This window comes from Micrococcus terreus, assembly GCF_900116905.1.
Lineage (GTDB): Bacteria > Actinomycetota > Actinomycetes > Actinomycetales > Micrococcaceae > Citricoccus > Citricoccus terreus.
Map to the genome: position 1 here is coordinate 17,676 of NZ_FPCG01000002.1, position 12,475 is coordinate 30,150.

General features: G+C 69.2%; 10 protein-coding genes. 1 reads left to right on the top strand and 9 read right to left on the bottom strand.

Translation table 11 applies throughout. From position 1 onward, the window contains the following. Positions 1 to 36: 36 nt before the first annotated feature. The 5 genes from pgsA to BM355_RS02525 form a co-directional block, all read right to left on the bottom strand. Positions 37 to 669: a phosphatidylinositol phosphate synthase gene (pgsA, locus tag BM355_RS02505; protein ID WP_091694069.1), complete on the bottom strand. Its 633-nt coding sequence runs from the start codon at positions 667 to 669 to the stop codon at positions 37 to 39. Continuing rightward, a complete protein-coding gene (locus BM355_RS02510) occupies positions 669 to 1,259 on the bottom strand; it encodes an HIT family protein (protein ID WP_245760551.1) in 591 nt (196 codons plus the stop codon). Before BM355_RS02510 ends, pgsA begins: the two co-directional genes overlap by 1 nt. Next, positions 1,256 to 3,283: a threonine--tRNA ligase gene (gene thrS / locus BM355_RS02515; protein WP_091694072.1), complete on the bottom strand. Its 2,028-nt coding sequence runs from the start codon at positions 3,281 to 3,283 to the stop codon at positions 1,256 to 1,258. The genes BM355_RS02510 and thrS overlap by 4 nt, the downstream gene beginning before the upstream one ends. 121 nt (positions 3,284 to 3,404) lie before the next feature. Beyond that, positions 3,405 to 7,136, bottom strand: a complete 3,732-nt coding sequence (locus BM355_RS02520; RefSeq protein ID WP_091694078.1) for a DNA polymerase III subunit alpha — start codon at positions 7,134 to 7,136, stop codon at positions 3,405 to 3,407. Further along, complete coding sequence (locus BM355_RS02525) at positions 7,136 to 7,465, bottom strand: DUF6504 family protein (RefSeq protein WP_091694081.1); 330 nt, start codon at positions 7,463 to 7,465, stop codon at positions 7,136 to 7,138. The genes BM355_RS02520 and BM355_RS02525 overlap by 1 nt, the downstream gene beginning before the upstream one ends. 309 nt (positions 7,466 to 7,774) lie before the next feature. Here BM355_RS02525 and BM355_RS02530 point away from each other — a divergent pair, with 309 nt between their 5' ends. Continuing rightward, positions 7,775 to 8,281, top strand: a complete 507-nt coding sequence (locus tag BM355_RS02530; RefSeq protein WP_091694086.1) for a hypothetical protein — start codon at positions 7,775 to 7,777, stop codon at positions 8,279 to 8,281. Between the two features lie 17 nt (positions 8,282 to 8,298). Here the strand turns inward: BM355_RS02530 and BM355_RS02535 are convergent, their stop codons facing one another. The 4 genes from BM355_RS02535 to BM355_RS02550 all read right to left on the bottom strand — a co-directional run bounded on the left by BM355_RS02535 (position 8,299) and on the right by BM355_RS02550 (position 12,460). Continuing rightward, positions 8,299 to 9,153 (bottom strand): SOS response-associated peptidase, encoded by an 855-nt coding sequence (locus BM355_RS02535; protein ID WP_091694089.1) that lies wholly within the window; start codon positions 9,151 to 9,153, stop codon positions 8,299 to 8,301. 18 nt (positions 9,154 to 9,171) lie between these two features. Further along, positions 9,172 to 10,191 (bottom strand): ornithine cyclodeaminase family protein, encoded by a 1,020-nt coding sequence (locus tag BM355_RS02540; protein WP_091694092.1) that lies wholly within the window; start codon positions 10,189 to 10,191, stop codon positions 9,172 to 9,174. After that, positions 10,188 to 11,666, bottom strand: coding sequence for an MFS transporter (locus tag BM355_RS02545; protein ID WP_245760552.1), 1,479 nt, complete (start codon positions 11,664 to 11,666; stop codon positions 10,188 to 10,190). The genes BM355_RS02540 and BM355_RS02545 overlap by 4 nt, the downstream gene beginning before the upstream one ends. Positions 11,667 to 11,767: 101 nt before the next feature. Continuing rightward, positions 11,768 to 12,460, bottom strand: a complete 693-nt coding sequence (locus BM355_RS02550; RefSeq protein ID WP_091694100.1) for a GntR family transcriptional regulator — start codon at positions 12,458 to 12,460, stop codon at positions 11,768 to 11,770. Between the last annotated feature and the right edge of the window lie 15 nt (positions 12,461 to 12,475).

A 12,475-nucleotide genomic window follows, 5' to 3' on the forward strand; every position in this document is an offset into this window, starting at 1 on the left:
GTCGAAACGGGTGAAGCAGTCGAGTCGTTCGGCAGCTCAGTCCTGCGCCGGGGAGGCGGTTCGCTCCTGGGCGGACTGCCGGTGCACGGTGGCGACCCGCTGACCCACGGTGATCGCCGAGGCCACGGCCAACAGCCCTAGGACCACGGTCAGGGCCCAGACCGAGAGCCCCAGGCCCACGAGCCCGGTGAACACCAGCGTCACCACGAGCCGTTCGGCCCGTTCGGCGATCCCGGTGTTGCAGTCGAATCCCAGCGCCTCGGCCTTGGCGCGAGCGTAGGAGACGAGCATGCCCAGGGCCATGCAGGCCACGGCCAGGACACCGGTGGGCGGATGGTCTCCGGCGCCGAGGAACCAGACGGTCAGTCCCAGGAACACGGCGGTGTCCTGCACCCGGTCCAGGGTGGAGTCCAGGAAGTTGCCCCACCGACCGGAGCTGCCGGCGAGTCGGGCCATCACACCATCGAGCACATCGGAGAAGACGAACGCGGTGATGAACATCGTCCCCCAGAACAGCTCCCCCAGGGGGAAGAACACCAGAGCCCCGACGACGACGCCCAGAGTCCCCACGATCGTCACCGTGTCAGGGGCCACACCCCAGCGCAGCAGCAGCCGGGCAGTAGGCGTGAACAGCCGGGTGAAGAAGGCCCGCGCATGGCGGTTGAGCATCAGCCCGCTCTCCTGTCGAACTCCTGCTCGGCGTCCAGCCAGGCTTCGGCCACAGCCTGCCGCACGGTCCCCAGGGTCTGGGCCATGTTCTTGGTCTGGGCGATGATCGGCAGGAAGTTCCCGTCCCCGCTCCACCGTGGCACGACATGCTGGTGCAGGTGGGCCGCGATCCCCGCCCCGCCGGTCACGCCCTGGTTCATGCCCAGGTTGTACCCGGTGCAGTTCGAGACACGCTTCAACGCGACCATGGCGATCTGGGAGAGACGAGCGAACTCGGCGGTCTCCTGTGGCGTCAGGTCCGTGTAGTCCGGCACGTGGCGGTAGGGACAGACCAGCAGGTGCCCTGGGTTGTAGGGGTAGAGGTTGAGCAGTGCGAAGCACGTGGTCCCGCGGACCACGATCAGTGCGTCCTCGTCCGACCGGCTCGGTGCGGAGCAGAACGGGCAGGTCTCCTCACCGGATACCTGGTCCTGCCCCTTGCTGACGTAGGCCATCCGATGCGGGTTCCACAGGCGCTGGAACCCGTCGGAGACACCGGCGAGCTGGAAGTCGTCGGTGACCTGGCCGTCGTCGGGAACCCCTGGGGTCACTGGCTGCGCTCCCTGGTCCGCACCGCGCTGATGATGCGTTCGATCGCATCCTCCACCGGCACGCCGTTGTCCTGGCTGCCGTCCCGGAAGCGGAAGGAGACGGCTCCAGCCTCGGCGTCCTCACCGCCGGCGATCAGCACGAAGGGCACCTTCTCCTTGGAGGCGGTGCGGATCTTCTTGGGGAACCGGTCTGAGCCGTCATCCAGCCGGGCGCGGATGCCGGCGGCCTGCAGCTTCTCGACCACCTCGGCGAGGTAGTCGTTGAAGGCCTCGGCGACCGGGATGGCCACGACCTGCTCCGGGGCCAGCCAGGCCGGGAACGCGCCGGCGTAGTGCTCGGTGAGCACGCCGAGGAAGCGTTCGATGGATCCGAACAGGGCGCGGTGGATCATCACCGGACGCTGACGGGAGCCGTCGGCGGCCTGGTACTCGAGGTCGAAGCGCTCGGGCAGGTTGAAGTCCAGCTGGATGGTGGACATCTGCCAGGTGCGACCGATGGCGTCGCGGGCCTGGACCGAGATCTTGGGTCCGTAGAACGCCGCGCCGCCCGGATCCGGGACCAGGTCCAGTCCGGAGGCCTGGGCGACCTCCTCCAGGGTGCGGGTGGCCTCATCCCAGACCTCGTCCGAGCCGACGAACTTCTCCGGGTCCTTGGTGGAGAGCTCCAGGTAGAAGTCGTCCAGCCCGTAGTCCTTGAGCAGGTCCAGCACGAAGTTCAGTGTGGTGGTCAGCTCGTCCTTCATCTGCTCGCGGGTGCAGTAGATGTGGGCGTCGTCCTGGGTCATGCCGCGCACGCGGGTCAGTCCGTGCACCACACCGGACTTCTCATACCGGTAGACAGCGCCGAACTCGAACAGGCGCAGCGGCAGCTCGCGGTAGGAGCGTCCCCGGGAGCGGAAGATCAGGTTGTGCATGGGGCAGTTCATCGGCTTGAGGTAGTAGTTCTGCCCCTGCCGGGTGATCTCCCCCGTCTCCGGGTCCCGCTGCTCGTCGATGTGCATGGGCGGGAACATGCCGTCCGCGTACCAGTCCAGGTGGCCGGAGACCTCGTAGAGATGCTGCTTGGTGATGTGCGGGGTGTAGACGAACTCATAGCCGGCCTCGGTGTGGCGCTGGCGGGAGTAGTCCTCCATCTCCTTGCGGATGATGCCGCCGCGCGGGTGGAACACCGGCAGGCCCGAGCCCAGCTCGTCCGGGAAGGAGAACAGGTCCAGTTCGGAGCCCAGCTTGCGGTGATCGCGCCGCTCAGCCTCGGCCAGGCGCTCCTGGTAGGCCTTCAGGTCCTCCTTGGTGGGCCAGGCGGTGCCGTAGATGCGCTGGAGCTGCTTGTTCTTCTCGTTGCCCAACCAGTAGGCGGCGGCGGAGCGGGTCAGGGCGAAGGCGTTGGAGATCAGCTTGGTGTGGGGCAGGTGGGGCCCGCGGCAGAGGTCGCACCACACGGCTTCGCCGGACTTGCGGTCCACGTTGTCGTAGATGGTGATCTCTCCGGCACCGACCTCCACGGAGGCCCCTTCACCGGCGTCCTCGGCGTCGTCCTTCTTGCCCAGCAGCTCCAGCTTGTAGGGCTCCTGCGCCATGGCCTCGCGGGCCTCGTCCTCGGTGACCACCCGGCGGACGAAGAGCTGGTTGGTGTTGATGATCTTCTGCATCAGCTTCTCGATCGCCTTCAGGTCCTCCGGGGTGAAGGGCTCGGTGACGTCGAAATCGAAGTAGAAGCCGTCAGTGATGTAGGGCCCGATGCCCAGCTTGGCGTCCGGGCGCAGCTGCTGCACGGCCTGGGCCATCACGTGGGCGGTGGAGTGGCGCAGCACGTTCAAGCCGTCCTGCTCAGAGATGGCCACGCCCTGCACGTCGGCACCGGCGGGGATCTGCCGGGAGAGGTCCTGCAGCTCACCGTCCACCCTCATCACCACGGTGGTGCGTTCGTCCTTGAACAGGTCCAGGCCGGTGGTCCCCGAGGTCACCTCCCGCTGCTCCGCGTCGACGGTGATGGTGATCAGATCCTGCTGTGACGCCTCAGACACGGACGTACTCCTTCTCGGGTAGGGCTTCAGGGCTGGTGGCATACGGTGGCCACCGCCAGCCACCGGTCATTCTAGGTCAGGTCGGGGCAGGGGCCTGGCCGTCCTGCCGTGCTGGCGCAGGTCAGCGCTCAGGGGCGGGGAGCAGCTCCCAGGTCTCCGGGTGAGGCACCGGCACCGGACGGTGCTGATCGGCTCGCCGAGGTGGCGGGCTGCTGTGGCGTTGGCCTCCGGTGGCGTCCGGGTTCTCCGGCGGTACCCCGACGGCGGCGCCCACCTTGACCGGCCAGCCGCCGGTGGAGTGGTGGGGCACGTCCGGCAGTGCCCCCGGAGCGTCCCAGGGCTGTCCGGCCCGGCGTGCTGCCGCTGCCTGACGGTCACGGCGCAGCCAGGCCCGCCACTGCTCCCGGGTGCTGTCCAGGTAGTCCGGGTTCGGCAGGGTCTCCGGGCGGTGCAGGTCCCAGGCACGGATGGCCTGCAGGCTGATCGCCTTCGGTCCGGTCCGGCGGGTGGTCCCCTCGATCAACATCAGCCGCGCGGAGAAGAGCATCTCACCGGTCTGGTGCTGGGCCTCGGTGAAGAAGGAAGCGTCGATGCAGCCGGTGCCGTCATCCACCGAGATGAACACCACCCGCTTGCCTGAGCGCATGGGCGGGGTCTGGGTGGCCACCCGGACTCCGGCGACCAGCACCCGGGACTGGGAGCGCAGCGAGAGCAGGTCTTCTGCGGCGGTCACCCCCAGGGCGTCCAGGTAGGCACGGTGGGACTCCATCAGGTGGGCGCTGGTGTCCATGGCGGTCAGGTCCAGTTCGGTGCGCACCTGCTGGTCCCGGCTGGGACTGGGGAACATCGGGGTGAGTGCGGCGGTCTCGGTGTCCGGAAGTGCGAAGGAGAGCTGCCCGTCCACCTGCCGACTGCCCGCCCGGCGGCGGCGTCCGTCTGGGTGATGGCCCAGCGGAGCCGAGCTGCCGGTGCCGGCGTGCTGCAGCTCCAGATGGTGGACCAGGTCCGTGCGGGAGGCCCCACCGGGAGGCAGCAGGCAGTCCAGGGCTCCGAGCTGGGCGAGGCGTTCCAGGTTCCGACGGGTGGGCCGGGCGCGGTCGCGCACATCGGCCAGGGAGGTGTAGGGCTGGCCGGCCATCAGACGCTTGATCTCGGTTCCACTCAGCCCGGACATGCTGGTGAAGGCCATCCGCACGCCCCACCGGCCCTGGCCGCCGTCGGGAAGCTCTGGATGAGAGGGCACCCACTCCAGACGGAAGCGGTCCGTGGAGACGTTCACATCCACCGGGAGCACCGGGATGCCCATGCGGCGGGCCTCGGCGACCATCAGCCGCCGGGGATACATGCCGGGGTCGTGCTCGAAGATCCCGGCCAGGAACGCCTCCGGATGGTGGGTCTTGAGCCAGGCGGAGTAGTAGGTGGGCACGGCGAACGCGGCGCCGTGGGCCTTGCAGAAGCCGAAGGAGCCGAAGGCGTGGAGGGTCCCCCAGACCTCGTCGATCACCTCCAGCGAGTAGCCGCGGGCCAGGGCCTCGCGCCGGAAGAAGGCCTCCACGCCCTGCTCCCCCGGACCGCCGATCTGCCGGCGGAACTCGTCGGCCCGGGCCAGCCCACACCCGGTCATCACATCGAACATGCGCAGCACCTGCTCGTGGAAGACGGTCACCCCATGGGTCTCGGCCAGCACCGGCGCCAGGTCCGGGTGGGGGTAGCGGGTCATCCCCCAGCCGTGGCGCTGCTCCAGGAAGGGGCGGACCATGTCCGACTGCATGGGGCCAGGGCGGAACAGGGAGATGTCGATGATCAGATCGTTGAACTCCACCGGGGCCATCTTCCCGATCAGCTCGCGCTGTCCCGGCGACTCGATCTGGAAGCAGCCCAGGGTGTGGGTGGTGCGGATCATCTCGTAGGTGGCCGGGTCATCCAGGGGCACCTGCTCCAGGTCCACGGTCTCCCCCGTGGTCCGTTCGATCTCCTGCAGGGTGTAGGCGATGGTGGACTGCATCCGCACTCCGAGCACGTCCAGTTTGAGCATGCCCATGGGGTCCATGTCGTGTTTGTCGAACTGGCTCATGGGCAGCCCGATTCCCGAGGGCTGGACGGGAGTGCGGTCCAGCAGGGTGGCATCCCCCAGGATCACTCCGCAGGGGTGCATGGAGATGTGCCGGGGCAACCGGTCCAGGCGCTCGGTCAGGTCCACCAGCAGGTCCAGCTGCTGCTGTCCCTGTCTGCGCCCGGACTCCACGCGGTCGGCGAAGCCACGCAGCTCCGGCATCCGGTCCATGGCCTCGCGGAAGCTGGACGCGGAGAAGCGCCACATCTGCTTGGCGATCCCGTCCACCTGGTCCGATTCCATCCCCAGAGCCAGCCCGGCATCCCGGACCGCTCCGCGCACCCGGTACCCGTTCTGCATGCTCATCAGGGTGGTGCGCTCGGCCCCGAACCGCTCGAACATGGCCCGGTAGACCTCGTGCCGGCGGGCTGACTCCACGTCCACATCGATGTCCGGCAGCGTGGAGCGGTCCTGGGAGAGGAAGCGCTCGAAGATCAGCTCGTGCTCCAGGGGGTCCACGTTGGAGATGCGCAGCACGTGGTTCACCAGGGAGGAGGCGCCGGAGCCGCGCGCTGAGACACGCACCCCCATGCCCTCGATCATCCGCACCACCTCGGCCACGGTGAGGAAGTAGCTGGCGAAGCCGAGCCGTTCGATGATGCCCAGCTCGTGCTCCATCCGCTGCTCCAGCTCCCGCCCCTCGTGGGTGGCGGCGAACCGTCCGCCGCTGACCAGGTGCGGGTACCGGGCACGGGCGCCGGCCAGGGAGCGATTCCTCAGCTCGCGCTCCGGCGCGCCGCTGATGCCGATCACGGAGGCTTCTGGCACCACCGGACGCATCCAGCCCAGGTCCGGCCCCGGATCCATCCGGCAGAGATCGGTCAGCTCTGCGGTCTGCTGCAGCAGCTCCTGCACGGCATCGGCTCCCTCTCCGGAGTCCCTGCCGATCTCCCGGGCGATCTGCTCCATGGCGGCACCCGGTTTGAGCCAGCCCTGCCCGTTGGGCTGGAGGTCGTCTAGAGCCTCCAGGGAGCTCAGGGTGCGTGCCGCGTCCAGCACGTCCGCGGTGGCGGCTCCGTCCGGCGCGGCATAGCGCACGGCGTTGGTCAGCACGGCCGGCACACGCGTGTCCCGGCTGGCCCGCAGCATCCGCACGGCATGCGCGGTGGAGAGCCGCTGCCCGGGTGGGGACAGATGGGAGACCACCTCCACCCTCAGCGACCCGGCGGGCAGAACAGCCTTCCACCGGCGCAACAGGGTCCGCCCCTGCGTGTAGCGGCGCGCGGCCATCGCCTGCCCCACCTCGGAGCCGGGCCCCACCAGGACATAGAGCAGCGGTTCGGCGGGGTCCTCACCGGAGGCGTGCGCGGCCAGTTCGGCCACCCTGACGTAGGGAGACCCGCCTGCCGAACCCCCGGTGGTGTGGGCGTGGGCATCGGAGATCAGTCGGCACAGGGCACGGTAGCCCGCCCCGTCGCAGCCACCTCGGGCCAGCACCACCACCCGACCGGCAGGATGCTGCGGAGCATGGCCCGTCACCGGAACAGCCACCTGACCGTCTGGACCGACGCCGTCCCACGCCACCGCCAGATCCACGCCGACCACCGGGGCCAGCCCGGCGTTCAGACAGGCCTGGACGTGCTTGGCCATGCCATAGAGCCCGTCACGGTCCGTGCAGGCCAGGGCGTCGGCACCGTCCGCCGCAGCGGCCTGGGCCAGCTCCTCCGGCCAGGACACTCCGTAGTGCGCGCCGAAGGCACTGGCCACATGCAGATGCGTGAACCCGGCCCCGGCACCCATCAGGCGCTCTCCCGCAGGTCCTGCCGGACGGCGTCGTGGATCTGGATCAGCCGCCACCGTCCGGAGTCCAGGTGGTGGGAGATGTCCAGGGTGAGCAGCGGCGAGCGGGGCGCACGGGCCAGACGGACCTGCACCCGCCAGACCTCGTGGTCCACCAGTCCGGCACCGCGTCCGCGCTCGGCTCGGCGCTCCTCCGCCCACCACCGGCGCCGCTCGAACCAGCGCACCGGTTCAGCGGCCACCACATACGTGCGCCCGTTCCACTCCAGCTGCTCCGGCACTCCGGCCGAGGATCGGCCGACGGCCACCGACTGTGTGAAGACTCCCATGAGATGTGTTCCTGCCCTCTGACGTTCTGTCCTCCCCGCCGCGGGGATGCGACGGGGTGTCCAGGTCCACCGGCTGCAGGTCGGCACCGTCTGGGAAGGAACGGTCCGAGCAGCACCGGTGACCCGGCTTCAGGTGGGACGCGCGCGACACGCCGGACGGGAAGTGCGTGACGACTGCGCCCCACCATGGTATTCGAATATCTGTTCGATCACCAGTCAGGACAGTAGGCAGGGGCCCGGACACGTTAAGCGCGGAGGCGTCACGGTGCAGCGCCTTGTCCTGTCCGGCCGATCCTCTACGGTGTCGCCATGCCCGCTCTGCACGATGTCCATGACCCTCTGGTCACTCGCACCTGCGTCCTGCTGCTCGACGCCGTCGAGCTGCTCCACCGGCGCGGACTCCACCAGGTCCGGGCCCTGCCCTACATGGCCCCGTCCGGCATGTACTGGCGGTGCGAGGTCAGCGCCGGCCAGTCGGATCCCCGCACCGGAGAAGCCCGGACGGTGCGCTACACCATGGGCGACGGCCCGGAGCTCCCCGGCCTCCGGGTCACGGCGAGCACCACCACGGCCCAGGTGGCTGATGCACTGCATCACGCCGTGGGCGCCCCCTCACCGGAGGCGAGCGATCCGGCCTACACGCGCTGGTATGCCGAGCTCCTGGCGGCCTGCCGGGAGCATCAGGCGCTGCCGGTGGCGTTCTCCGACTCCTGGGGTCCGGTGGACGGATGGGAGATCGGCTGGAACTCCGGCGTCCTCCATCCGCAGCCGCCGGAGCGGGAGCACCCCGCGCGGCGTCCAGAGGAGAGGGCCTGATCGTCACGGCCGCCCGGTCACAGCAGCGTGCCCTGCTCCTCGGTGAGCGGCTCGATCAGATCGGGCCCATTGTTCCGCACAGTGCCCACCGCCGGGTCCACCTCATGCAGGGTCCACTCGGCGGCGGTGCCGTAGGCCCGGGCCAGCACCAGGTCCACGAGCTCCTGGGCCTGAGCGGCCGATCCCAGCTTCTCCGGCCGCAGCCACTCATCCATGGTGGCCCGATCCATGGGCAGGGGAAGCCGGTCGTGCAGTCCGTGCAGTCGATCCAGGGTCTCGTCCCCGCTGCCGGCCTCGGGAGACGGGCCGGTGAGGATGGTGCAGCTGAGCACCCACTGGCCGGGCTCCCCCTCGGCCACCGCAGGGTCCCGCCACCACTCGTAGAGACCGGCGAAGAACGTCATCGCCCCGTCCGCACGGTGCACGTAGAAGGGCCGCTTCCGAGCGGCCTTGCCGTCCGGCCCCTTCTCTCCGGGTCCGGGCTTGAGCCACTCGTAGTAGCCGTCCACCGGGATCGCACAGCGCCGGGCCCTGACGGCCGATCGGAACGTCGGCTTCTCCGTCACGGTCTCTGAGCGCGCATTGAACGCACGCACCCCCACGGAGAGGTCCTTGGCCCAGATCGGCACCAGACCCCACCGGGCCACGTGGACTTCTCGCCGCACCTGCGGCGCTCCGGACGCCTGAGGCGAGGGGTCGTCGTCGGGACCCTGGTCCGGGTCCACCGGGCGCTCCAGCACCACCGTCACATCAGCGGTGGGCGGGACGTTCCAGCTCGGCGGCGGCAGCACCAGCTCCTCCTCCGGAGGCAGCGCACCGGCCTCGGCCACCAAGTCCCCGATGGCCCGGGCCATCACGAATCGTCCGCACATGCCACCAGTGTGCCACCGTCAGTCGGTGCCGGCCTCCGGGTCCACCACGCCGATCGCCACCGCCAGGTCCTGCCAGCTCATGCCCACGCCCTTGAACACCCGGGGGCGCGAGGTGTCCGCCTCCACGGCGCCGGTGACCACGTCCTTCAGGTCCACCAGGTCGGCCTCGGCCAGGGCACCCTCCTCGATCGCCATCACCACATCACCGGCCTCCCGCAGGGCCGTCTCCCGGTCCTCCACCACCACCTGGGCACGGCCCATCAGGGTGGCGTCCAGCTCGCGGCGGTCCGGCTCATGCGAGCCCATGGCCACCACACAGGCGGTGTCCGGGACCAGAGATCCGTCGAACAGCGGCTCACCTGCCGAGGTGGTGCAGGCGATCAGGTCAGCGCCGCGCACCTCCTCGGCGTCGCCGGCCCGCGCAGACATCCCCTGAGAGACGGCGTGCTCGACGGCGGCCGTCACCTTCTCCGGTGACCGGCCACAGATCACGACGTCGGTGAAGTCACGGATCGCTGCCAATGCGTCCAGGTGCCCCAGGGCCTGCAGGCCGGTCCCGAAGACCACCAGCTTCTGCGCGTCCCATGCGGTCAGGTGGTCCGCGGCCACCGCGGAGACGGCCGGGGTGCGCAAGGCGGTCAGTCCGTTGCCCTCCATCAGGGCCTGCACGCTCAAGGTCTCCGAGTCCATGAGCACGTAGGTCGCCTGGATCCGGGGCAGGCCGCGCCCGGGGTTGTCCGGGGACACCGAGGCGACCTTGGTGCCGGCCCAGTCGCCCAGCACGGAGGGCATCAGGAGCAGGTGCCCGGTCTGGGCCGGGACGTTCATCCGGGCCGGATCCTGCTGGGGATCGAACCCGGACTGCAGGGCAGCCTCCACCAGACGGCGGGCCCGATCCACCGGCACCGCCTGCTCCACCTGCTCGGCACTGAACCAGGCTGGGCCAGCACCCCCGCCGCCCAGGCGCCGGGCGTCGCCGTGCCCTGCTGCCTGAGATGCGTGGGGAGCTGACTGGTCGGAATGCTGAGGGGTGGTCATGCAGGTCCTCCTGGAGGTGATGAAAACGGATGAGATGGTGCCGTTGACGGCGATCGGGCGCCAGTGCCGCCAGCCGCCGTGGGGATGCCGGCAGCCTCGTCAGCGGCAGCCTCCTTGCGGGCGATCGCCGGGGCGAAGAACACGGCGATGATCGAGATCGCAGCGGTCAGCAGGATGTACAGGGCGATCGAGACCCAGGCGCCGTTGAACTCCTGGAGCAGGAAGGTGGCGATCAGCGGTGCCGTTCCGCCGGCCAGTGCCGCGCCGATCTGGTAGCCCAGGGTGACGCCGGTGTAGCGGACGCGGGCGGAGAAGATCTCCGAGCACAGGGTGCCCAAGGTGGCGGTGACCGGAGGCCAGACCACACCGAGGCCGATGATCACGGCGGCGAACACCGCCCAGTCCTGCTGCAGGTCCAGCAGGAGGAAGAACGGGAACGCGAACGCGGCGATCAGGATGGCGCCGGTGAAGTACACCTTGAACCGACCCACGCGGTCCGAGAGGGAACCCATGATCGGGATCATCACCGTGGACAGTGCCGCACCAGCCGTGACGGCGTTGAGCGAGACGGACTGCTGGTAGCCCAGGTTCCCGGTGGCGTAGGAGACCACGAAGGTGGCGAAGATGTAGAACGGGGCGGTCTCCACGACCTTCACGCCCACTGCCACGAGCACAGCACGCCAGTGGTGCTTGAGGGTCTCGGCGATGGGCAGCTTGGGGATCTCCCCGGACTCCTTCGCCTTCTTGAAGTGCGGGGTCTCCCCCAGGCCACCACGGATCCACAGGCCCACGATGACCAGCAGGATCGAGGCGATGAACGGGATGCGCCAGCCGATGCCGGTCAGGAACTCCTCACCGAACATGGACACCACGGCGAACGCGGCCGAGGCCAGCAGCATGCCGATGGTGATGCCCATCTGCGGCACCGAGCCGAAGAATCCACGTTTCTCCTTCGGCGCGTACTCGTAGGCCAGCAGCAGCGCGCCACCCCATTCACCACCGATCGCCAACCCCTGCAGGATCCGGCAGATCACCAGCAGGATCGGCGCCAGGATGCCGACCTGGTCGTAGGTGGGCAGCAGGCCGATCGCCACGGTGGCCCCGCCCATCAGCGACAGGGTCACCACCAGGGTGACCTTGCGGCCCACTCGGTCCCCGAAGTGCGAGAAGACGATGCCACCGAGCGGACGGATGAAGAACGTCAGCGCGAGGGTCAGGTAGGACAGCATCTGGGATACGTAGGGGTCATCCGTGGGGAAGAACTGCTTGTTGAAGATCAAGGCCGAGGCGGTGGCGTAGAGGAAGAAGTCGTACCACTCGATGGAGCTGCCCGCCAGGGATCCGGAGAGGACCCGGAGGTTCGTGGTCGGCTTGCCCACTTCGGGGGCTTCGCCCGGACCGGCTGGCGTGTGCTGTCCTGGAGAAGTCTGCGCCCGGGAGTGCCCCGGTGTCTGATGCTGCTGTGGTGCGTTCACTGTCGTTCCCTTCGTGAGTGACCTGCACCACAGTACAATGTTACATGTTCCGATGCCAGAGCAGCCGGACATCAGGAGGACGGCACCGTCGGGCGAACCTCTCAGCCGATGCCTGGCTCATCCTCACCCGCCCACACCCCGGACACATGACCGAGGTGGGCGTTCATCAGCTCCTCCATCTGCACGCTGTCACGCGCTGCCAGCGCCCGGACCATCTTCCGGTGCTCCTCGGCGGTCTCCACCAATCGGCCTTCGGCGGCCAGGTCCTTCAGTCCGGTCAGGCGGGTCATGGAGCGCAGGGACCGCACATGCCGAACGGCCACCTCATTGCCGGCCGCCTCCAACAGACCCAGGTGCAGATCCATGTCCGTCCGGATGAACTCGACCAGGTCCCCCGCGGCGGCGGCCTCCACGGACTGGTCAGCCAACTCCTGAGAGCGTCCCAACAGCCCCTCGTCCACGCCCCGCTCAGCCACCTGGACCATCAGTGGCACCTCGATCAGCCGGCGCAGCTGCAGGATCTGACGCCGTGTCTCCTCAGAGACCTCGATGACGCGGTAGCCCTTGTACCGGATCGGGCTCACGTGCCCCTCGGTGGCCAGGTCCAGCATCGCCTCCCGGACCGGGGTGGCCGAGACCCCGAACTCTGCCGCCAGGGTGGGCGCGCTGAGCACTTCCCCCGGACGCAGGTCGCCGGCCACCAGAGCATGCCGCAGCCGCGCGGCCACCTGATCCCTCAGCGGCAATGACCGCTGTTCGGCCAGCCGCAGAGGCTCGCGTCCTGCGTGGCTCATCTCCGCTCGATCCAT

Bases quoted from the DNA above. Each gene is read 5' to 3' on its own strand.
- BM355_RS02535 (WP_091694089.1), bottom strand. From the start codon at position 9,153: ATGTGCGGACGATTCGTGATGGCCCGGGCCATCGGGGACTTGGTGGCC.
- BM355_RS02540 (WP_091694092.1), bottom strand. From the start codon at position 10,191: ATGACCACCCCTCAGCATTCCGACCAGTCAGCTCCCCACGCATCTCAG.
- pgsA (WP_091694069.1), bottom strand. From the start codon at position 669: ATGCTCAACCGCCATGCGCGGGCCTTCTTCACCCGGCTGTTCACGCCT.
- BM355_RS02520 (WP_091694078.1), bottom strand. From the start codon at position 7,136: ATGGGTGCCGGGGCCGGGTTCACGCATCTGCATGTGGCCAGTGCCTTC.
- BM355_RS02530 (WP_091694086.1), top strand. From the start codon at position 7,775: ATGCCCGCTCTGCACGATGTCCATGACCCTCTGGTCACTCGCACCTGC.
- BM355_RS02525 (WP_091694081.1), bottom strand. From the start codon at position 7,465: ATGGGAGTCTTCACACAGTCGGTGGCCGTCGGCCGATCCTCGGCCGGA.
- BM355_RS02550 (WP_091694100.1), bottom strand. From the start codon at position 12,460: ATGAGCCACGCAGGACGCGAGCCTCTGCGGCTGGCCGAACAGCGGTCA.